Source organism: Bacillus sp. FS02, from assembly GCF_024398395.1.
Classification (GTDB): domain Bacteria; phylum Bacillota; class Bacilli; order Bacillales; family Bacillaceae; genus Bacillus; species Bacillus altitudinis.
The window spans coordinates 2,253,188-2,274,495 of sequence record NZ_CP074101.1; the positions used below are offsets into that span (position 1 = coordinate 2,253,188).

A 21,308-nucleotide genomic window follows, 5' to 3' on the forward strand; every position below is an offset into this window, starting at 1 on the left:
CCTCCATTTCTGATAATTCCTTCTAAACAACTTGGAATAGTTGATAATATAAATTATAATAAGGCAAACCAATAGAAAAGTATAATTAGTAATCATAAATACACGATTCAGATATTTAAAATACAGGGAGAAGAGGGGTTTTCATGGAGATTCGAGCGATACGCACCTTTGCCACGATCGTGAAATACGGAAATTTTTTAAAAGCAGCAGAAGCGCTGAATTATTCTCAGCCAACCATCACTTTGCACATCAAACATTTAGAAGAGGAAATTGGAGAGAAGCTTCTAGAAAGAGGGAAGACCTTAAAGTTAACAGCATCAGGACAGCTTTTTTATGAAAGAGCCAATTCTTTACTCAATGAATATGAGAAATTGACGAAAACACTCCAAGATTTAGAAGTGGGCATTGCGGGGTTCATTCGCATCGGTGTTTCTGAGCCTACAGCCAGCTTAGAATTTCCTGCACTTATTGCAGAATTCAAGGAAAGGTTTCCTAATGTAGAATTTTCTGTGCAAGTAGCGGATGCGAATACGTTGAGTTCCTTACTTTCTCATGATGAGATTGATTTTGCGATTTGCGGAGCACCAGAAGCTTCGATGGAGAATAGCTATAAGCCTCTTTTTCAAGATGATATCGTGCTGCTCGTCCCGTCTTCCCATCGATTAGCGGAAAAAGGGGTAGTGGAGGTGACAGATTTAAAGGATGAGACCATTTTATTCACGCCACACAATTGCCCCATCCGTATTCAAATTGAACAACAAATCGTCGATGTCATTGGGACCAATTACAATAAGTTAGAGATTACGAGCAGCATGTCCCATAAACATTATGTTCAGGCTGGATTAGGTGTCTCTCTTTTTACAAGAACTGCTCATTCCTTTACCCTTCCAGGCACCAAGGTATTAGAAATAAAGGGCATTCATGTTTCCCCGCCAGTTGGTCTATTGAGGAAAACAAATGATTCGCCAGGAAGAGCCGTACTTCAATTCATTGATCTCATCGAAAATCGACTTCATCAACCAACATGAAAAGAGGGTAGCCTTTGAGCTAACCCCTCTTTTCATGTTTATTTCACGGTTTGTTTAAGAAACTGATTTTTCTTAATAGGCAGACCCAAATTTTCACGAAGGGTATGAGCTGGATAATTCGGGTCGTAATATCCTCTTTCTACTAATATCGGAATGACGTGTTCCGTCCATTCAGATAAACCGCTTGCTAGAATAGGCGCGCCAAAAATAAATCCATCTGCGGCATCTTCTTCGATCCATTGGATCAGCTGGTCTGCCACTTGTTCATAAGTTCCGAAAAAAGCACTTTTGGGAGTGGTCACTCGTAGAGCGACTTCTCTTAAGGTCAAGTTTTGTTCTTTCGCCATTTTTTTAATCGATTCTGTTGTGGATTGAAAGCTGTTTGAACCGGCATCACCGATATCAGGAAATGGCTCATCAAGTGGAAATTGACTGAAGTCCAAGTGATCAAAGAACCTGCCCAGGTAATGAAGGGCTTCTTCAATAGAAACCAGATGTTGAATGGCTTCATATTTTTCTTCTGCTTCTTCGACTGTTCTCCCTGTAATCGGGTGGATGCCAGGGAAAATTTTGATATCAGCTGGATTTCTGCCCAGCGCTGCGGCTCTATTTTTCACGTCGCGGTAATATGCTTTCGCCTTCTCAAGTGAGTCTGCATTCGTAAATACTGCGTCCGCTTCTTTTGCGGCTAGATCCTTTCCTGCCTCTGACGCACCTGCCTGAAAAATCACGGGCTGACCTTGTTCAGATCGTTCGATATTCAAAGGACCTTTGACAGAAAAGTGTTTGCCATGATGGTTTAATGTGTGCAGTTTATCCCGATCGAAGAAAACCCCTGTTGATCGATCTCTTATAAAAGCATCTTCTTCCCATGAGCTCCATAGGCCGTTCACTACTTTTAAGTATTCTTCTGCAATTTCATATCGAAGTGAATGGCTTGGATGCGGACGAATGATGTGATTTTCAGCAGAGCCTTCAAGTGGGGAAGTCACAACATTCCATCCGGCCCGGCCTTTACTTAATTTATCTAGGGATGCGAATTGCCGTGCAATGGTAAAGGGCTCACTGTAAGAAGTGGATACGGTGCCCACAAGTCCAATCTGTTTCGTGACCGCTGCAAGAGCGGATAAGATGGTTAATGGTTCAAATCGGTTCAAGAAATGAGGAATTGAATGTTCATGAATATATAAGCCATCTGCGACAAAGACAAAACGGAAACCCGCTGCTTCTGCCTTTTTTGTCATTGCTTGATAATAATCAATGTTCACACTTGCATCTGCTGGAACGGATTCATCCTTCCATGCATTCATATGACCTCCTGGACCATGTAACATTAATCCAAATTGTATGTGCTTTTTTTCAGACATGTGGATCGTCCCTTCTGTTTTGAAGTAGCATTGTTTTTATGTTCTTCATCATAAGGGAGAATCGCAAAGAAGTATAATTCGTATCAGTAAAGTCTGACTTTATCTTTTCTAATATCAATTTTTTCTCCCTTATATGATGTGGCTGGGTCTATGACATCATTTTAGAAAAAGGCGGATGATTACTATGTAAATGACCCAGACCAAAAGTTCTGTTTTTTGATGAAATGTGTGTCAAAATATCCGGAAAATTAGTGAAAATGACATGATTCGACTTTCTTCCTGTATATCAAATTCCCTGTTTTTGACTGAATAGAAGGAAAATGGTGAATTTTCAGTGAATATATAACCTTGTGAAAAACAAAGGAGGATAGGAATGAAAAAGCGTTCAGTCTTTTTGTCATTTTTATTGGTAGGTAGTTTGTTACCGGGGGTAAGTTCAGCTTCAGCACCAGTTGCAAGTGCAGGTCATGGGCATGATCATGGTCATGCGCCGTTCGAAACACATATTAGTGAAGGGTTGCCAAAGGCAAACGATTTTAAAGATTTGACGAAGGCACCTCCTATTGAAAGAGATGTGACAACAAAAATTTTAGACGAGTCTGGTAAACAGGTAGGGTCTAGAACCTTTAAAGCAAATACAGGAGATTCGATTTCAACAAAAGCTAGTACAGGCAGTCAGAAAGTGACCGTCTATGCAGTAGCTGATGCGCAGTATCGTGCGAAATATAGTGATTGGCAGACGCGCATTGTCAGCATCATTGAGCAAGCGGATGTGACATTTAACCGTGATCATGATGTGGACTTTGTCGTACAAGCCGTAGGGTCTTGGACGTCTTCAGGATCAAATGCATCACAAATTTTGTCTAACCTTCAGCGCAGCTTTGATGGCAGAGGATACGATTTTGTCACAGGATTTACAGCAAATCCAAACTTTGATGCTGGCGGAATCGCTTATGTTTACAATAGTGCACCGAGCGGAAGTGCATTCAGTGTCAACCTTGATCAAGGAACAGCGAATACAGCAAAAGCGGCTACACATGAATACGGCCATAACTTTGGTTTGCCGCATGACCCTCAAGGCAGCGGAATTGTCTGCTTAATGAATTATGATTATTCTTACACTGTCGATTACTTCGATGCGGCTCATAAAAATCAAGTGAACCGTAATAAAGCTTGGTACAGATAAGGTAAGAGACAAAAGGACAAACACCGAAAAAGTGTTTGTCCTTTTTATATGCTTACAGGTCGCTCATTCGCTTTCCTGCTACAGCATAATGTTCTTTTTTCATTTCTTCAATAATGACAGAGACTTTTTCTGCACCTGCGCCTGTTGTTTCAACAACGGCATCTGTGACTTTCTCCACAAGAGCTCTTTTCTGCTCATCTGTTCTTCCTTCAAGCATTTGAACGGTGATAATTGGCATGGCGAAAACCTCCTTTTTCCTTTCATGCTACGCTTCCCTTTAGTTTAAGGGACTTCTTATAGTATACTGAATGAAGTAAATCATTGTATAGAAAGAAAGAGGGATTCATGCCTTTGGACCAATTTCTTGTTTATCCATTAGAACTGATTCCATATGTCGCCATTACGCTTGTTGTGGCTTTTACGATGCACGAGCTGGCGCATGCATATGTTGCGTATCGTTTTGGAGATCCGACAGCTAAAAATCAAGGGAGACTGACGCTCAATCCATTGAAGCACCTTGATGTTTTCGGGACGATCTTGATCTTTGTGGCTGGGTTTGGCTGGGCGAGGCCTGTACCTGTGAATCGGTACCATTTCAAAAACCCACGTCTCGCAGGGATATGTGTGTCGATCGCTGGACCATTAAGCAATTTGGTTTTGGCATTTTTGGGCTTTTGTGTGTATGCGCTTCTTCAGAAATTTGGTGGGGAGTCGCTCATTCGCTTTGAGCCGGGGGTCGATTATTTCTTCCAAATCTTTATTAACTTGAACGTGATTTTGTTCCTATTTAACTTATTACCGATCCCGCCGCTGGATGGATATCGTATTATTGAGGATGTTGTCAGTCCCGGCATCCGTGCAAAGATGACGCAGTTTGAACAGTATGGAATCATCATTTTCCTCATCTTTGTCATCACACCGCTAGGTCAGTTTGTTTTTGTTCCGTTGATCGGAATGCGGGATCAAATCATATACTGGTTTAATCTTATTTTGAAGCCGCTGCTTTAGGAGGTTTAATGAATGGAAGGTAAAAAGAAGAAACCAATTGGTTTTAATATCATTAAAAAAACAGATGCAACGGATGGACATGGAGGTTTTGGGGCAGGTGCCCTCAGCCTTGATAATATCTCGCCAGTCATCATTGATGTGGAGGAAAAGGAAGCCGTCATTGATATTGGTGCGATGCATGCAAGAAGTGCCGTCGAAAAAGGAATTAAATTTTTAAAAACCAAAGAAGAGGTACCTAACGGAAAACCGTATTGGCTCGTATGGGTGACGATTGACCGCAGAGAAGAGGGGCCATATTATGCAGGCGTCACAGCTTGTGAAATGACGGTTGACCGCTCGATCCGCAGAGGATATAAGTCGCTTCCTGAGCATGTGAATTTAATGGATAAATCCATGAAGCGTAAAATCGTTGTCAATCATATGGATGATGGTTCGAAAAAGGTGCTCGCTGATTTCTTGAAGAGTCACAATGAGGCGTTATGGGAAGCATCCACAGATGAATTAAAAGAAGGATTGGCTGTTCCTGAGTAATTGTGAAATTTTTGTGAAGAATGATGAATGGATACCAATTCCAGTCGTTTTTTCAGTAAACTGGTGTTAAAGCTAGGACATGGAGAATCCCGAGATGCAGATCTCGGGGTTTTTCATGTCCATTTTTAACGCTTCAGCCACTTTTCCCACCATTTCTTAGGCTGTTGATCCTGAGCCGTGTCTTGCTCAGATGCTTTGTTCTCGGCACCATAGCAGACACCGGTCGGCTCCGTTCCTTCTATAAAATAGGTAAATACCTTTGATTCGCATCCTGGGCCTGCGAGATCACCCGTTTTTGGATTGATATATACGCCTTTTACACCGTCTGGCGGCATGAAGGAGGAGGCTGGCTGGTTTGAGAGGGCTGATTCCATAAAGGAAGCCCATATCTTTTTCGCATAGGCGGTTTCTTTGACCGAGTCAATGGTACGTCCTTTATCATAGCCGGTCCACACACCTGTGACGAGCTGGGGAGAGAAGCCGATCATCCAGCTGTCAGCGCCTGTCGTCCCCGATTTCCCTCCATACGTTCTGGTAAGATCTTTTGAAATGGTACGACCTGTGACACTTGTATAGCCATTTAATTGATCATTGAACATCCCTGACATCATGTCAGTGGTGACAAATGCTGCTTTTTCATCTAGTACTTGCTCTCGTTTTTGTTTCTCCTCAAAGAGTACGTTGCCCTTTGCGTCCGTTACTTTCGTAATAAAGGTAGGCTTGACACGTTTTCCTCCATTGACCAGCATCGCGTAAGCATTGGTCATTTCGATTGGTTTGACAGGTGAAGTACCTAGCGCAAGTGAAGGTACTTGATCTAGTTTTTCGTGAATCCCGAACGTTTTGCCTGCACGTACAAGCTGTTCCATTCCTAAAAATAGATGGGTTTTGACCGCATAAATGTTATCAGATAGAGCCAAAGCCTGAAGCATCGTAATACCGTCATTGGCGTAATAGCCATGATAGTTGCTTGGTGAATAAGCGGCGCCGCTTCCTTGCTCATCGAGTTCAAAAACAGTTTCTTCACTGCGCATCACGGTTGCTGGTGTAAACCCATTTTGCAAAGCCATGTAATAGAGAAGTGGTTTCATTGTTGAACCCGGCTGTCTTTTCGCTTGTGTGACCCGGTTGAATGGGCTTTTCTCGTAATCTCTCCCGCCTATGAGGGTGAGTACATGCCCTGTTTGGGGATGGATGGCAGCAAAGCCGATTTGGATATCTGATTCAGCATCCATGATGTTGGTTAAAGTCTTTTCAGCGATTTTTTGTAATTCAGGTTGTAAGGTCGTTTCGATATGAAGACCATACGTTTCAATTTGTTCCTCGGTTAAGCCCAGCGTTTGTTTTAGTTCACGAATCACATCATCATAAAAATATGGGGCCAACTTTGCTTGCAGCTGCTTTTGCTTGAGCGGGCGATAGGACAGCTTTTCCTTGCTGGCATCAGCAGCCTCTTTTTTCGTGATCATGCCATCCTCTTGCATTTGCTGTAGGATCATCTTTTTTCTTGCTTCGGCTCTTTCTTCGTTCACATAAGGGGAGTAGAGAGAAGGCCCCTTAGGAATACCGGCAAGCAAGGCAGACTCAGCTAAAGTTAAGTTCTTCGCTTTTTTTCCAAAGTAAAGGCGGGATGCCGCTTCCACGCCGTATGCGCCGTGGCCATAATAAATGGTGTTCAAGTATCCTTCCAATATCTCATCTTTTGTATAGTTTTGTTCTAAGCGGATCGTGTAAAAGGCTTCATTCCACTTTCGCTTCCATGTTTTATCATGATCTAAATATAAATTTCGTGCGTATTGCTGGGTGATCGTGCTGGCGCCTTGTACCTTTGCCATTGCACGAATGTCTGCCACCGCAGCACCTGCCATTCGTTTCACATCAAAGCCGTGATGCTGATAAAAGGTTTTATCCTCAACCGCGACCACTGCCTGCTGTATATGAGGGGACATGTCCTTTAACGGAACCCAATATCTCTTTTCTCCAAAGCTTGATTCGCCAAGTTTAGACCCATCGGCTGCATAAATGGTCGTGGATTGGGGAACTTGAACAGAGGGAGCGCCTTGCCACTTAGCAAGTAAAAGAATCGTCAAAAAGACTGTGCCTGCAAATAGAAAAGCGAGCAAGCCGATAAAAAAACAGGCCCGAATCGTTTTCACGGTCATGCGGATTTTTTTATTACTCATGATTGTGTCCATGCAAAGCCCCCATTTTGACGGTTTTTTATCAGTATGGGACAAAGAAAACCGTTTTAAACAGGTGACTGCAAGGGTGTGCTTTAAAAATGAAGTTATCTCATGCGGTTCTTTACAATTTGATACGAATCCACTATACTTTTTTCTTGGACAATCGATATAGTCATAGCCGATAAAAGGCGCTAACAATAGATGTTTGTTTATTATTGGATGAGAGGAAGATGAACGATGAGCGAACTTTGGTATACAGAGAAGCAAACGAAGAATTTTGGCATTACATTGAAGGTGAACAAAACCCTTCACACAGAACAAACAGATTTTCAGCATTTAGAAATGGTGGAAACAGAAGAGTTTGGCAATATGCTGTTTTTAGACGGTATGGTGATGACATCAGAGAAAGATGAGTTTGTATACCACGAAATGGTGGCACATGTTCCTCTTTTCACTCATCCAAACCCGGAAAATGTTCTTGTCGTAGGCGGAGGAGACGGTGGTGTTATTCGTGAAATCCTGAAGCATCCAAGTGTGAAAAAAGCGACACTTGTTGATATTGATGGCAAGGTCATTGAATACTCGAAGAAGTTCCTTCCTTCAATTGCTGGGAAACTAGACGATCCTCGTGTAGAGGTGAAAGTGGGAGACGGCTTTATGCACATTGCGGAAGCCGACAACGAATATGACGTGATCATGGTTGACTCAACTGAGCCAGTTGGACCAGCTGTGAACTTGTTCTCTAAAGGTTTCTATGCAGGAATCTCAAAAGCACTAAAAGAAGACGGTATTTTCGTTGCACAGACGGACAACCCTTGGTTCACACCTGAGTTAATTACAAATGTACAGCGTGATGTAAAAGAAATTTTCCCGATTACCATGTTATATACAGCGAATATCCCAACATATCCAAGCGGTCTTTGGACATTTACCATTGGTTCTAAGAAGTATGATCCACTTGCTGTAGAAGACAGCCGCTTCTTTGATATTGATACGAAATATTACACAAAAGAATTGCACAAAGCGGCATTCGTTCTGCCGAAATTTGTGAGCGATTTAATCAAATAAATCAAGCGAAATGGAAATGCGCAAATGTCAGTTTGCGCATTTTTTGAAGCGTAAAAGGAGGAATCTTGCATGAGATTCGACGAGGCTTACTCAGGAAAAGTGTTTATTGGAAGTCATCCGACATGGGAAGATGCAAAAGTCATTTTATACGGGATGCCGATGGATTGGACCGTCAGTTACCGTCCAGGCTCACGTTTTGGCCCGAACCGTATTCGTGAAGTATCCATTGGATTAGAGGAATACAGTCCTTATTTAGATCGTGAACTGCACGAGGTGCCATTCTTTGATGCTGGCGACATCCCGCTTCCATTTGGCAATGCACAGAAAAGCTTAGATTTAATTGAAGAGTATGTCGACAGCATTTTAGAAAAAGGGAAGTTTCCATTAGGAATGGGCGGAGAGCATCTTGTGTCTTGGCCGGTTTTCCGTGCGATGTATAAGAAATACCCTGATTTGGCCATCATCCATATGGACGCACATACCGATCTTCGTGAGGAATATGAGGGTGAGCCGCTTTCACATTCGACACCGATTCGTAAAGTTGCAGGACTTATTGGACCTGAAAATGTATACTCTTTCGGCATCCGTTCAGGGATGAAAGAAGAATTTGAATGGGCAAAAGAAGCAGGCATGCACATTTCTAAATTTGAAGTGCTGGAGCCATTGAAGCAAGTATTGCCAAAGCTGAAAGGCCGTCCAGTTTATGTGACAATTGACATCGATGTACTTGACCCAGCTCATGCGCCTGGTACAGGAACGGTAGATGCTGGCGGTATTACGTCAAAAGAACTGCTGGCATCTATTCATGCCATTGCTGGTTCTGATGTGCATGTCGTCGGTGCAGACCTTGTAGAGGTAGCGCCTGTATATGATCATTCCGATCAAACGGCGAATACAGCAAGCAAACTTTTACGAGAAATGCTGCTTGGATTTGTGAAATAACATCTTGATAGAGGAGCTTGTCATCTCATATGGACAAGCTCTTTTTTTTACATGGGTGACATGATAAAGGAGGCAGGTCATGTTTTCTTCTGTATTGATGGTATTACTCGCTTTATGTGTGTTAGCGGCAGGCTTTCTTACGCTGAAAAGAGAGCTTGCAGCGAGTCCGCCTACTTTTACCTCGAAAAAAGAGGCAAAGGATGAGATGGTTCATCTGTTTCAGGATCGAGGCTTTTTCTATCTCACTGGCATTGCGCTGTTGCTGCAGTTTGTTTATAAGCAAGGGCATCTTCTCCCATTTGATTTGTTTCAGGCATTTTTGGCAAGTTCAGGTATCCAAGCACTGTTTTATCTCATCAATCGAAAAAGCGCAGGGCTTAAGACTGGACTCGTGATAGGGGTGAGCTTCATTTTTCTTTTATTCTAAAGAGACATGTGAAGATCAAAAATGGGGTTTCATCCACACGAAGATGAGAAATGATGGGATGATAGGCAATCGGGATTATGGTATACTATTTTAGTTAAACGGGTCTTAGCAAAGGAAGTGCAAAATGACACAAAACCAAATTTCAATTCATGTAAAGTCAGTGATGAAACCAGAGACGGAACCGGCTGAAACGATCGAATTCCGCACAACTGGGACGTATCAAGAGAAGAATGACAAAACGTATCTCACTTACCATGAAGAACATGAAATGGGTCAAGTAAAAACTGTTGTCAAAATAAGTGAAAAAGAAATTTTTGTCATGAGATCAGGTGCAATTCAAATGAAGCAGCGCTTTCTCATTGGAGAAACGACCGTGACACATTACACGATGCCATTTGGCACACTTCAGCTCGATGTGCACACACATGGCATTGATCTTGATGTAGACAATGGGCTTCTGCACATTACGTACGATATGCTGACAGGTGAAGATCAAAAGCATTTACATACATTATCGATTTCATATAAGGAGGATTTACGTTCATGAATATCGCAGAACAGGTCAAAGATGCGTTAAAAGAAGAAATCATTGCGGCAGTCGTCAAAGCAGGACTTGCTGATGAAAGCCAGGTGCCGGATGTTCTTTTGGAAGTGCCAAAAGACAAAACTCACGGTGATTATTCCACCAATATGGCGATGCAGCTGGCACGCATTGCGAAAAAAGCACCTCGTCAAATCGCCGAGGACATTGTGAATGCATTTGATAAAGGCAAAGCGTCAATTGAAAAACTGGATATTGCAGGTCCAGGATTCATCAACTTTTATATGAACAATCAGTATTTAACGAAACTGATTCCGGCAGTTCTTGAGGCAAAAGAGGCTTATGGCGAAACGAATACAGGCGGCGGTCAAAAAGTACAAGTCGAATTCGTCTCAGCCAACCCAACAGGTGACCTTCATCTTGGACATGCCCGCGGTGCAGCTGTAGGAGATTCTCTTTGCAACATCCTTGATAAAGCAGGCTTCGACGTGAGCCGTGAATACTATATCAACGATGCTGGCAATCAGATCAATAACCTTGCTCTATCTGTAGAAGTACGTTACTTTGAGGCGCTCGGTCTTGAAAAAGAAATGCCAGAGGACGGTTACAGAGGAGAAGACATCAAAGGCATCGGGCAGAAACTTGCGGATGAATTTGGTGACCGTTTCGTGCATGAACCAGAAGAAGAGCGTATGAAATTCTTCCGTGAGTACGGTTTAAAATATGAACTAGAAAAACTACGTGTCGACCTAGAGAATTTCCGTGTCCCATTTGATGTGTGGTATTCTGAAACGTCTTTATATGAAAACGGAAAAATCGAACCAGCGCTAGAAACACTTCGCGCTAAAGGCTATGTCTTTGAAGAAGATGGCGCAACATGGTTACGTTCAACTGATTTTGGTGATGACAAGGACCGTGTCCTGATTAAAAAAGACGGCAGCTTCACGTACTTGCTTCCAGATATCGCATATCACAAGGACAAATTAGACAGAGGTTTTGACCAGCTCATCAACATTTGGGGAGCGGATCATCACGGCTACATTCCTCGAATGAAAGCGGCAATCCAAGCACTCGGATATCCAGAGGACAAACTGGAAGTCGAAATCATTCAGCTTGTTCACCTTTACAAAAACGGTGAAAAGATGAAGATGAGTAAACGTACAGGTAAAGCCGTCACAATGCGTGACTTGATTGAAGAAGTGGGCTTAGATGCCACTCGTTATTTCTTTGCGATGAGAAGTGCGGCGACACATATGGACTTTGACTTAGACTTAGCGATTTCTACGTCTAACGAAAACCCTGTGTACTACGCGCAATATGCACATGCGAGAATTTGCAGCATGCTCCGTCAAGGGGAAGAAAAAGGCTACGAGCCAAACCTTGAAAAAGCAGATTTCTCTCACATTCAGTCCGATAAAGAATACGATCTTCTGAAAATCATCGGCAGCTTCCCAGAGGTTGTAGCAGAAGCAGCAGAAAAACGTATTCCGCACCGCGTCACAAACTATATCTATGATCTAGCATCAGCCCTTCACAGCTTCTACAACGCCGAGAAGGTCATTGATGTTGAAAATGAAACAAAAACAACAGCACGTCTATCACTAATGAAGGCGACACAAATCACGCTTGCGAATGCATTAAAACTCATTGGCGTATCGGCTCCGGAAAAAATGTAATGCAAAAAGCCCCGCTCTATTTTATGAGCGGGGCTTCTTTATATAAAAAACCCGCTATTCTCTAGAGATAGCGGGTTTTGAACATTAACCAAGCGTATTAATAATGTTAGAAATAGAATCGAATAATTGACTAAGTACATCAGAGAACATGAGCGTATCCTCCTTTCAGAAAGCATGTAGTATGTGCGTGTCATAGGAATTACCCCAGTGTGTTAATGATGTTAGAAATAGAATCGAATAATTGGCTAAGTACATCAGAGAACATAGTTTGTATCCTCCCTTCGGCAAGCATGTAGTATGTGTAAGTTAATGGGATTATCCAAGTGTATTGATAATGTTAGAGATAGAATCGAATAATTGGCTAAGTACATCAGAGAACATAGTTTGTATCCTCCCTTCGGCAAGCATGTAGTATGTGTGCGTTAATGGGATTATCCAAGTGTATTGATAATGTTAGAGATAGAATCGAATAATTGGCTAAGTACATCAGAGAACATGTTTTTGCCTCCTCTCTTTTCTTTTTACATCTACTTAACGAAGGGGATGAAGGATTGGATCACTTTTTCTAAAAAAATTTTAAAAAGAAATAAAGGCATAGAAAAAGCACCCTCATATGTGGGTGCTTTTTAGGTTTTATTTATGCATGAACACGCCATTGGATTTGCCCGCCGTCGCAGGATAATTCGGCACTCCCGCCAATCGGCAAGGTGAAGACTGGCTGTGTATGTCCGATATCGACATCGTAAATCACTGGAATGTGTTGAAGCATTGGGTGCTTATCTAGAATGAACCTCAAATGTTCCTCTGTCATCTTGGATTTCTTTTGAAAACGTCCGATGATTAACCCTTTAATGGATTCGGCATGTTGCAAGAGCGAGGCAAGGTCTCTGGCAAACATTTCAGGAAAGACCAAGTCATCATCCTCCACAAATAAGATGTCATCCTTGAGGTGAGGCATAAAGGGTGTCCCTTGCAATAAGTTCAGTGTACAAAGATTTCCGCCATACAAGGTGCCTTCAGCTGTTCCTTCCTGATAAATCCCCCATGTTGTCGGATGAAACTGCCTATTTGCTTGATCAAGATACCACGCATCATCACTCCACTTTGTAGAAGGGGTGACATCAAATGGCTCGCTACTCATCACGCACGCTTGAAACATGGCTGTCTGCTCCTCTTGTCCTTGTTCCATTTGGAAACTGGAGAAATGAGGACCTGAGTACGTCACCATGTCACATTTGGCGGTAATGGCGTTTGCAAGTGCGGTAATATCACTGTAGCCGCAAAGAACTTTTGGGTGCTGACGGATCAAATCATAATCTATATAAGGCAAAAGCTCATTGCAGTTAAAGCCGCCGATTGCTGTCAAAATACCGTCGACTTCATCATTTGAGAATGCCTCATGTAGATCAGATAAACGGTGTTCAATAGAAGAAGTGGAATGCAGATCACATTCAAACACGTGTTGTCCAAAAGAAACAGTGAACCCTAATGCCTCTAAACGTTTTTTCGCCTGAGCCATTCCTTCTTCTGATAAAATGCTGGCACTTCGGCTTGGAGCAATTACCCGAATGTGGCTTCCCTTTTTTAAAGCAGATGGTGTACGCATCAGTCATTCGTCCCTTCCTTCACATATTTTCCATTATATCGGATCAAAACGCTCCAGTCTGTAAAAGCTAAAAGAAAGCAGCAAACCGTGCGTTTCAGACGAGCTGTGCAAAGGGTATGGAAAAGAAAAAGACAGAATGAGGGCGGAGAATGTGAAAAAGAGGAGACTGGAATTTCTATTTTTATATTTCATGATATTTGGGGCATATGTGGTGTTTTGGTGGCCGGTTCCAGCGTGGGGTTTTCAGCTTTACGCAGCTAGTTATATCGCCATCATTTTATTTAGTATTATCTCGCTTATGCTAGAGAACCGGACATCACAGCACACGCTGTTATGGATGTATGTACTGATCTTTTTCCCGATCATCGGCTATATGTTTTATTTGTTCTCGGGGCAGCTTTATGTCAAAGGACATTTGTTTAAATCAAAGAGAATGTATAACCGAGAAAAATTACGCAGAATATCAGAGCTTGAGAGTAAGCCGGATGAGACGCGTTTAACCGATAATCAGCGTGCTTTTTTTCATTACACAGAAAAAGCAACAGGGATGCATGTAAATACAAATAGTGATATGGAGATTTTAAAGAATGGAGAGGAAACCTTTCCACGTATTTTTGAAGAATTAAAAAAGGCAAAAACGTTCATCCATATAGAATATTACATGTTCAAATCTGATTTTCTCGGTCACCGGATGATGGAGATCTTGATTGAAAAAGTGAAAGAAGGAGTAGAGGTTCGATTCATCTATGATGCGGCTGGCAGCATTCGCTTCTCACGAAAAGATATTAAACGATTGAAGCAGGCGGGGATAAAGGTCGCTCCTTTTCTGCCATTAAAATACGGATTCTTTAATCAAAAATTCAATTTCCGAAATCACCGAAAAATCGTGATTATTGATGGAGAAACAGGATTTGTTGGTGGGCTCAATGTGGGGAAGGAATATGTAGGACGCGATGAAAACATCGGCTTTTGGCGTGATACGCATACGATGTTAAAGGGTGAAGCCGTTCAGACACTTCACTCCATATTTATGCTGGACTGGGAGTATGTATCAGATGAAGTGTTAATTGATGATCCCAAGTATCACACCCCGCATCCTGTGACAGGAGAAGATGTCATACAGGTCGTGCCGACTGGACCTGATATGAAGGAAAGTATGAGTGATTTATATGACGCACTCATTTCGAATGCACAGCAATTTGTCTGGATTGCGACGCCTTATTTTGTCCCAAATGAATCCATTCGCACAGCGTTAAAAATTGCGGCCACAAGAGGGGTGGATGTGCGTGTGATGGTGCCTGAGATAAACGATGGCTTTCTCACGCAATACGCCACACGATCTTATTTTTCTGAGCTTTTGAAAGAAGGCATCAAGGTGTATCACTATCAAAAAGGATTCATGCATCAAAAGGTCATGATTGCAGACGGAGAGCTTGCCTCTGTCGGAACGGCCAATGTTGATATGAGAAGCTTCCAACTCAATTTTGAGGTCAATGTCTTTACAGCGGCAAAGAAACCGATCGAGCAATTGATGGCTCATTATGAGGAAGATATGAAGGAATGTGAGCAAATGGGGCCGGTTCATTTTTATAAAAGGGGCTTAAAGGAACGTTTAAAGGAATCGTTTGCTCGGTTGTTTTCAGGTGTATTGTGAGGGAATCCAGGGGAAGAAATCATTTCCTGATCTAGTATTTCTATAATGATTCCTCTATAATTGAAAATGATTATCAATTATAGAGGAAGTGAGGTTCTTTTACATATGCTAAAACGCTTTTTTGCCTATTACAGGCCCTATCGTGGTCTGTTCTTTTTAGATTTCTTTTGCGCTGTGGCCGTCGGACTCATGGAACTAGGTTTCCCGCTGATCGTGAACTACTTCATTGATACATTACTGCCGACAGGGAACTGGACGGTCATTGCCTGGACCGCACTTGCGCTGTTTGTCATTTACGCACTCAGCTCAGTGATGCAATTTATTGTGTCGTACTGGGGCACATGCTTGGCATAAATATTGAAACAGATATGAGGAAGAAGCTGTTTGATCATTTTCAGCGTCTCTCATTTAAGTTCTTTGATAACAACAAAACGGGTAAGCTTATGTCTCGAATGACCAATGACCTCATGTACATTGGTGAGGTGGCGCATCACGGACCTGAGGATTTGTTTATTGCGATTATGACCATTCTTGGCGCTTTTGCCGTTATGCTCATGATTAACTGGCAGCTTGCCATTTTAACGTTCTTGATTATGCCAGTCATCATCTGGTTAGCCCTTCATTTTAATAAAAAAATGACACAGGCAATTACACAACTCAACAATGACATTGGAGATTTTCATGCAAGGGTTGAGAACAATATTGGCGGTATTCGTCTTGTTCAAGCCTTTGCAAATGAACATTTTGAGAAAAAGCGCTTTGCTGAAAATAACAACCGCTTTCGAAAAGCGAAACTTCTTTCCTATAAAATTATGTCGGTTAACGGATCAATCAGCTATATTCTCACAAGGCTTGTGACGCTGTTTGTCCTTCTGGCAGGTACATGGTTTGTTCTTCAAGGTCAATTAACGGCAGGCGGATTTATCGCCTTTGTCTTGATCACAAATGTGTTATTCAGACCAATTGATAAGATCAACACGGTGATTGAAATGTATCCAAAAGGCATTGCCGGTTTTAAAAGCTATGTCGATTTGCTTGAAACAGAGCCAGATGTGAAGGATACAGAAGGAGCACGTGATATTTACGGCTTGAAAGGTGAAATTGAGTATCGAAACGTGACATTTGGCTACGATGAGCACAGTCATGTATTGAAGGATATCAACTTAAAGATCAAACAAGGGGAAACTGTTGCGTTTGTCGGGCCATCAGGAGCGGGGAAATCGACCATTTGCAGTCTGCTGCCTCGTTTTTATGATGTGGACGAAGGAGACATCACCATTGATGGTGTGAGCACAAAATCGATGACCTTGTCCTCTTTAAGACAGCAGATTGGCATTGTGCAGCAGGATGTCTTTTTATTCTCAGGCACCATTCGTGAGAATATTGCGTACGGCAACCTAGAAGCGAGTGATTCAGACATTTGGGAGGCGGTGCGACGTGCCCATTTAGAGGAGCTCGTTCAGCGGTTCCCAGAAGGGTTGAATACGGTCATTGGTGAACGCGGCGTTAAGCTATCCGGCGGTCAAAAGCAACGCCTGTCAATTGCACGGATGTTTTTGAAAAACCCGTCTATTCTTATTTTGGATGAAGCGACGTCAGCACTTGATACAGAAACAGAAAAAGCGATCCAAGACGCACTAAGCGAACTGGCAGTCGGTCGGACGACACTCGTCATTGCTCACCGCCTTGCGACAATTAAACATGCAGACCGAATCATCGTCGTGACAGAGGAAGGCACCCAAGAACAAGGCCGCCATCAAGACTTAATCCAAATGGGCGGTGTCTATAGCAGACTGCACGAAGCGCAGTTTGGTCATTGAAGAGAAGTGATTGAATGAGTCCAGTTATTAAGCTGGGCTCTTTTTGATAGGATAAAATCTTCTTTTCCATTTAAATGGAATGTTGATATACTATAAGGCAATTGGATTCAAAAGGAGAGGATGGCTTGAGTGAAACGGCAAAAACAGTCATGATCAAAAGCATTCACTACGTGACGCTCGTTGGCTTATTTATCTTAATCATTCCCGCTGGACTCAATCCAGTCTTTTTTTATGTGGGAATGATTTTGTTTGGCATCAATACTGGAGTGAGCGTCATAGATAGTTCTCTGAGCAAAAAAAGATATTTGCGACGCTGGCCATCAGTTTTGCTGTCATATTGTTTGGGCTGTTTAAGCTCTTATATTAAATCTGAGCCCTTTTGAAAAAGGGCTTTTTTTGCTAGGATAGTAAAAACTCGTGTAGGAAGGATCTGATGGAATGAAGGGGCTTCGGCGTTTACAGAAGGGCGATAAAATAGGTATTTATTCTCCCTCAAGTCCAGCATCTGCCACCTCGCCTCTTAGGTATGAGCGGGCGAAGGAATGGCTTGAACAAAAAGGATTCATTGTGGTACCAGGATCATTAAAAGGGAAAGAGGATCACTATCGTTCGGGAACAATTCAAGAACGAGCAGCTGAGCTGAATGAGCTGATGGCGAGAGAAGATTTGTCCTGTATCATGTCGATGATTGGGGGGACGAACTCGAATAGTTTGCTTCCTTATCTCGACTTTGAGCTGCTGATGAAGCATCCGAAAATCATGATTGGTTATTCAGATGCGACGGCAATTCTTTTAGCGGCTTATGAAAAAACGGGTCTGCCTGTTTTTTACGGGCCTGCACTTGTGCCGTCTTTTGGAGAGTTTGAACCATTTGTCAATCATACATATCAATCTTTCGAGGACATTCTCATTCATCCGCAGCCCATCCCATATCAGGTGAAAAAACCGCCCTTCTGGACGGAAGAACGGATCAACTGGGAAGAGAAAATACGAGAAAAAGAAAAACGTCCAAACGAGTGGATGTGCGTCATTGAAGGGCAGGCAGAAGGCAGACTGATCGGCGGGAACCTAAATGCCATGTATGGCATATGGGGAAGTGAATTCATGCCTCAAATCCAAAAAGGCGATATCCTTCTCATTGAAGATTGTATGAAAACAGCCTCCATCGTCGAAAAGAACTTCTCTCTGTTAAAGATAAATGGTGTGTTTGAACGGGTATCTGGTATCCTCTTAGGGAAACATGAGCTGTTTGATGATGAAGGAACGGGCAAAAGGCCGCACGATCTCTTACTTGAAGTACTGGGAGATACAAAGAGGCCGCTCATCGCAGAATTTGACAGTGCCCATACGCATCCGATGCTCACGATGCCAATCGGTACACAAGTAAAAATGAATGCAACGTCAGGAGAGGTTTGGCTGACAGAAGCATGGATATAAGAAAAAGAGCAGCCCTAAGGCTGCCCCAGCGTGTAGACAAACCCTCGCATTCGGTGTCAGTCCTGCGTGCCGGTGCTCACGAATGTGACATTCGCTCCGCGCCGGTACTCGTCCTTCCTAGACTGCAAAGGTTTTTAACTACGCTGAAAAGAAGACAAAGGGATAAAATAAAGTTCATTTTATCCCTTTGTCAGCCTAAGACTGCCTTTCTTTACGATTACGAAGCATTCTCTTTTTCAAATGGCTGAAGAAGGTCTTGTGCCTCTTTTCCTTCTACCACGATTAAATAGTCTGATTCTAAATGAGTGAGCCTAAAGGTTTCTAGCTCTACGATGTTCTTAATGTTGCACATTGTTTTTTTAGAATATACATATAAACGATGCTGAGCGTGCTGGCACTTTTCGTATAGAGAAATAAGCTTATGTAAATTCAATGCTTTCGCAGCAATTCGGATTGAATAGATTTGTGACATCTTCATATCCTCCTGTTAAATACTTTCTCACAATAGCTTTGTTACCCCCGTTGCGATAGAGGTAAACCTTTCTCTACGATTTCCACTCAATGGTGCCTCCGCCCGTCCGCCGATTGCCTCTGATCGCTGACAGCTCCTCAACAAGACGGAGTAAGGCCTGATCCTTTTTCTTTGCCTCAATCATAAAATCCACATCACGACCATACGGCTTTAAAGCTTGAAAAAGTGGCAATACAAAAGACATCTCCACTCCATCCGCATGGCTCCGTATCGCCTTTTCTGATTTTGGTGAGGATAAGTGGATTTTAGGCGGTATGCCAGTGTTTGCCCACGTGTCAAACACTCTTGGCAGAATGTCATCAAGTGCCGCATCATCATCTTTGTTTGCCATGTGATGGTGGTAATCAAATACAAACGGGATGCCATGCTTTTCACAAACATCAAGCGTTTCTAATGACGTATAGGTTTTGTCATCATTTTCAAGCGTCATTCTCGCCTTGATATGTGCAGGAAGCTGCTTTATATTTTCATCAAAACGCTGTAAAGCAGATGCCTTGTCGCCATATGCACCTCCGACATGAATGTTCATATAGCCTTCCTTTTCAAGCTTCATGGCCTCAAGCATTTCATAATGATAGGTCATATCAATGACGGCGTTTTCTGTAATAGATGGCTTTGGACTTGTGAACAAAGTAAATTGATTGGGGTGAAAGCTCACTCGTAATCCGTGACGCTTTACGAGTTGACCAATCTCCAGAAATTCTTTGCGAAAGGGTGTCACAAAGTCCCACCGCACCTCAGGATGGGTGGCGAGCGGGACAATCGAGCTTGAAAAACGGTAAAGCGGAATATCATGGGCCATCGCAAAATAAAGCGTTCTTAATGTATTGACGAGGTTGGCTTTCGTCGTTCGTAATAGAGCCTCTGTCCTCTCTTCCTTTGAGAGCTTACTGTATCTTGCAAAGGTCAGCGACTTGGCAGGTGAAGCTTCCCATAAAGTGACGGCGTTGGATACATAACCAAATCGATAACGCATAGGTCAACTCCTTTATAAAAAATACGAGAACAGGGCGCCTATCCACTCAATTGGACGCGTGAGAAGTGGGCGTTGTTTGTATTTTTCTTCAGTCATCAGTTCTGAAACTTCCATGTGTTCACGAATCTTTTCCTCTACATGTGCGGTGAAGGCGGGATCATCAATGGCCACATCCACTTCTTCGTTGAAAAACAAACTTCGTTTATCAAAGTTCGCCGTACTGATCATACAACGGCTATGATCGATGAGAATGGCTTTCGCATGATAAAACCCTTTATAAAAACGATACACAAGACATCCGGCAGCGATCAGATCTTTCAAATAATGAAATCCAGCTTCTTTCACAAGCGGGTGATCTGCCTTCATTGGGATGATGATGTCGACAGTCACGCCTCGCTTCCGTGCGTCAAGAAGGGCGCTTAGAAGAGGAGCAGATGGAATAAAATAGGGCGTGCAGATGGTGATTTGCTTTTTCGCCTGTTGAATATCGTGAAGAAATAAGGCCTCTAAAGAAAAACCTGCCGTCGCACGTGTTGTGCACTGTAATGTTCCCGGTTCCAGTGTAGGAAAAACCTCGTATTGCAGCTGTTGAATACCAGATGAGCGGTACAAATCATTCAGAAACACATGCTGGAGGTCTGCGACAACCTGTCCTGTCATGCGCAGGTGATAGTCCTTCCAAATGCCAAACCTACCGTTTTTCCCTACATATTCATCGCCAATATTAAACCCGCCAATGTAGCCGATCTTCCCATCGATCACCGTGATCTTCCGGTGATTTCTCATGTTCAAGCGATAAATGAAAAAAGGAAAACGTGGTTTATTTAAAAAGTAAAATTGAATGCCGCTTTTTTCTAGCATCTGAATGGATGTTTGATCAAATGAATAGGAGCCTAACCGATCAGTGAGCAAAAAAACCGAAACACCTTGCTCTGCTTTCGCTTTAAGTGCTTGCAGAATCCTATGCCCAATCTTGTCGTTCTTTACAATAAAGAACATCATATGAATAGAAGAAGAGGCTTGCTGTATATCCGTAAGAAGCTGATCAAACAGTGGTTCGCCATCATGATAAAAGGCTGCATCGCCGCTTGTTTGGTCAAAAGACCGTTCAAAAGCATGGGTAGAAAAATATTTTCTCCCTATATAAAGATCTAGCCTGACGAGTAGAACAATGACGAAGACGACGAGTAAAATGATCCATGCGATCATGAAGGTTCCTCCTTTTTTACATATGACGATAGTGTACCCAAATGGGCAAAAAATATTGACTGAATACTCATTCATTATTTATGATAGAGGTACAACATGGAAACGGAACAAAGTGGG

General features: G+C 42.6%; 18 protein-coding genes and 1 pseudogene. 12 read left to right on the forward strand and 7 right to left on the reverse strand.

The annotated features are described in order from the left end of the window. Positions 1-143 precede the first annotated feature (143 nt). Positions 144-1,028: a LysR family transcriptional regulator gene (locus KFQ09_RS11445; protein WP_008343536.1), complete on the forward strand. Its 885-nt coding sequence runs from the start codon at positions 144-146 to the stop codon at positions 1,026-1,028. A gap of 38 nt (positions 1,029-1,066) precedes the next feature. Here the strand turns inward: KFQ09_RS11445 and KFQ09_RS11450 are convergent, their stop codons facing one another. Continuing rightward, a complete protein-coding gene (locus KFQ09_RS11450; RefSeq protein ID WP_025208149.1) occupies positions 1,067-2,395 on the reverse strand; it encodes an LLM class flavin-dependent oxidoreductase in 1,329 nt (442 codons plus the stop codon). Between the two features lie 373 nt (positions 2,396-2,768). Here KFQ09_RS11450 and KFQ09_RS11455 point away from each other — a divergent pair, with 373 nt between their 5' ends. Then, the gene (locus tag KFQ09_RS11455; protein ID WP_035389836.1) at positions 2,769-3,581 is read left to right on the forward strand and encodes a zinc-dependent metalloprotease; all 813 of its coding nucleotides are present in this window, start codon (positions 2,769-2,771) and stop codon (positions 3,579-3,581) included. 52 nt (positions 3,582-3,633) lie between these two features. On the opposite strand, the gene KFQ09_RS11460 is transcribed toward KFQ09_RS11455, so the two are convergent. Further along, positions 3,634-3,819, reverse strand: coding sequence for a 2-hydroxymuconate tautomerase (locus KFQ09_RS11460; RefSeq protein WP_008343530.1), 186 nt, complete (start codon positions 3,817-3,819; stop codon positions 3,634-3,636). A 107-nt stretch (positions 3,820-3,926) separates the two neighbouring features. Here KFQ09_RS11460 and KFQ09_RS11465 point away from each other — a divergent pair, with 107 nt between their 5' ends. Next, complete coding sequence (locus KFQ09_RS11465) at positions 3,927-4,589, forward strand: site-2 protease family protein (protein ID WP_050826697.1); 663 nt, start codon at positions 3,927-3,929, stop codon at positions 4,587-4,589. Between the two features lie 12 nt (positions 4,590-4,601). Then, the gene (locus KFQ09_RS11470; RefSeq protein ID WP_046526740.1) at positions 4,602-5,120 is read left to right on the forward strand and encodes a YwhD family protein; all 519 of its coding nucleotides are present in this window, start codon (positions 4,602-4,604) and stop codon (positions 5,118-5,120) included. 125 nt (positions 5,121-5,245) lie between these two features. On the opposite strand, the gene KFQ09_RS11475 is transcribed toward KFQ09_RS11470, so the two are convergent. Next, a complete protein-coding gene (locus KFQ09_RS11475) occupies positions 5,246-7,315 on the reverse strand; it encodes a transglycosylase domain-containing protein (protein ID WP_255835680.1) in 2,070 nt (689 codons plus the stop codon). 225 nt (positions 7,316-7,540) lie between these two features. On the opposite strand from KFQ09_RS11475, the gene speE reads away from it, so the two are divergent. The 5 genes from speE to argS all read left to right on the forward strand — a co-directional run bounded on the left by speE (position 7,541) and on the right by argS (position 11,957). Then, positions 7,541-8,371, forward strand: coding sequence for a spermidine synthase (gene speE, locus KFQ09_RS11480; protein WP_007497710.1), 831 nt, complete (start codon positions 7,541-7,543; stop codon positions 8,369-8,371). 69 nt (positions 8,372-8,440) lie between these two features. After that, positions 8,441-9,313, forward strand: coding sequence for an agmatinase (speB, locus tag KFQ09_RS11485; protein ID WP_017360073.1), 873 nt, complete (start codon positions 8,441-8,443; stop codon positions 9,311-9,313). Between the two features lie 79 nt (positions 9,314-9,392). Next, positions 9,393-9,740, forward strand: a complete 348-nt coding sequence (locus tag KFQ09_RS11490) for a hypothetical protein (RefSeq protein ID WP_048002978.1) — start codon at positions 9,393-9,395, stop codon at positions 9,738-9,740. A 124-nt stretch (positions 9,741-9,864) separates the two neighbouring features. Continuing rightward, the gene (locus KFQ09_RS11495) at positions 9,865-10,287 is read left to right on the forward strand and encodes a YwiB family protein (RefSeq protein ID WP_007497707.1); all 423 of its coding nucleotides are present in this window, start codon (positions 9,865-9,867) and stop codon (positions 10,285-10,287) included. Beyond that, positions 10,284-11,957: an arginine--tRNA ligase gene (gene argS / locus KFQ09_RS11500; protein WP_007497706.1), complete on the forward strand. Its 1,674-nt coding sequence runs from the start codon at positions 10,284-10,286 to the stop codon at positions 11,955-11,957. The genes KFQ09_RS11495 and argS overlap by 4 nt, the downstream gene beginning before the upstream one ends. 637 nt (positions 11,958-12,594) lie before the next feature. Here argS and KFQ09_RS11505 read toward each other — a convergent pair. Beyond that, positions 12,595-13,563, reverse strand: a complete 969-nt coding sequence (locus KFQ09_RS11505) for a S66 family peptidase (protein WP_255835681.1) — start codon at positions 13,561-13,563, stop codon at positions 12,595-12,597. Between the two features lie 151 nt (positions 13,564-13,714). On the opposite strand from KFQ09_RS11505, the gene cls (KFQ09_RS11510) reads away from it, so the two are divergent. The 3 genes and pseudogenes from cls (KFQ09_RS11510) to KFQ09_RS11520 all read left to right on the forward strand — a co-directional run bounded on the left by cls (KFQ09_RS11510) (position 13,715) and on the right by KFQ09_RS11520 (position 18,474). Further along, positions 13,715-15,217, forward strand: a complete 1,503-nt coding sequence (gene cls, locus KFQ09_RS11510; protein ID WP_025208143.1) for a cardiolipin synthase — start codon at positions 13,715-13,717, stop codon at positions 15,215-15,217. 105 nt (positions 15,218-15,322) lie between these two features. After that, positions 15,323-17,037, forward strand: a pseudogene (locus tag KFQ09_RS11515) (ABC transporter ATP-binding protein). Positions 17,038-17,475: 438 nt separating this feature from the next. After that, positions 17,476-18,474, forward strand: a complete 999-nt coding sequence (locus tag KFQ09_RS11520) for a S66 family peptidase (RefSeq protein WP_017360065.1) — start codon at positions 17,476-17,478, stop codon at positions 18,472-18,474. Positions 18,475-18,691: 217 nt separating this feature from the next. On the opposite strand, the gene KFQ09_RS11525 is transcribed toward KFQ09_RS11520, so the two are convergent. From KFQ09_RS11525 to cls (KFQ09_RS11535), 3 genes are all read right to left on the reverse strand, one after another. After that, positions 18,692-18,946, reverse strand: coding sequence for a hypothetical protein (locus KFQ09_RS11525; RefSeq protein WP_008343494.1), 255 nt, complete (start codon positions 18,944-18,946; stop codon positions 18,692-18,694). Between the two features lie 73 nt (positions 18,947-19,019). Continuing rightward, positions 19,020-19,982, reverse strand: a complete 963-nt coding sequence (gene uvsE / locus KFQ09_RS11530) for a UV DNA damage repair endonuclease UvsE (RefSeq protein ID WP_255835682.1) — start codon at positions 19,980-19,982, stop codon at positions 19,020-19,022. Between the two features lie 12 nt (positions 19,983-19,994). After that, the gene (cls, locus tag KFQ09_RS11535) at positions 19,995-21,191 is read right to left on the reverse strand and encodes a cardiolipin synthase (protein WP_041091397.1); all 1,197 of its coding nucleotides are present in this window, start codon (positions 21,189-21,191) and stop codon (positions 19,995-19,997) included. Between the last annotated feature and the right edge of the window lie 117 nt (positions 21,192-21,308).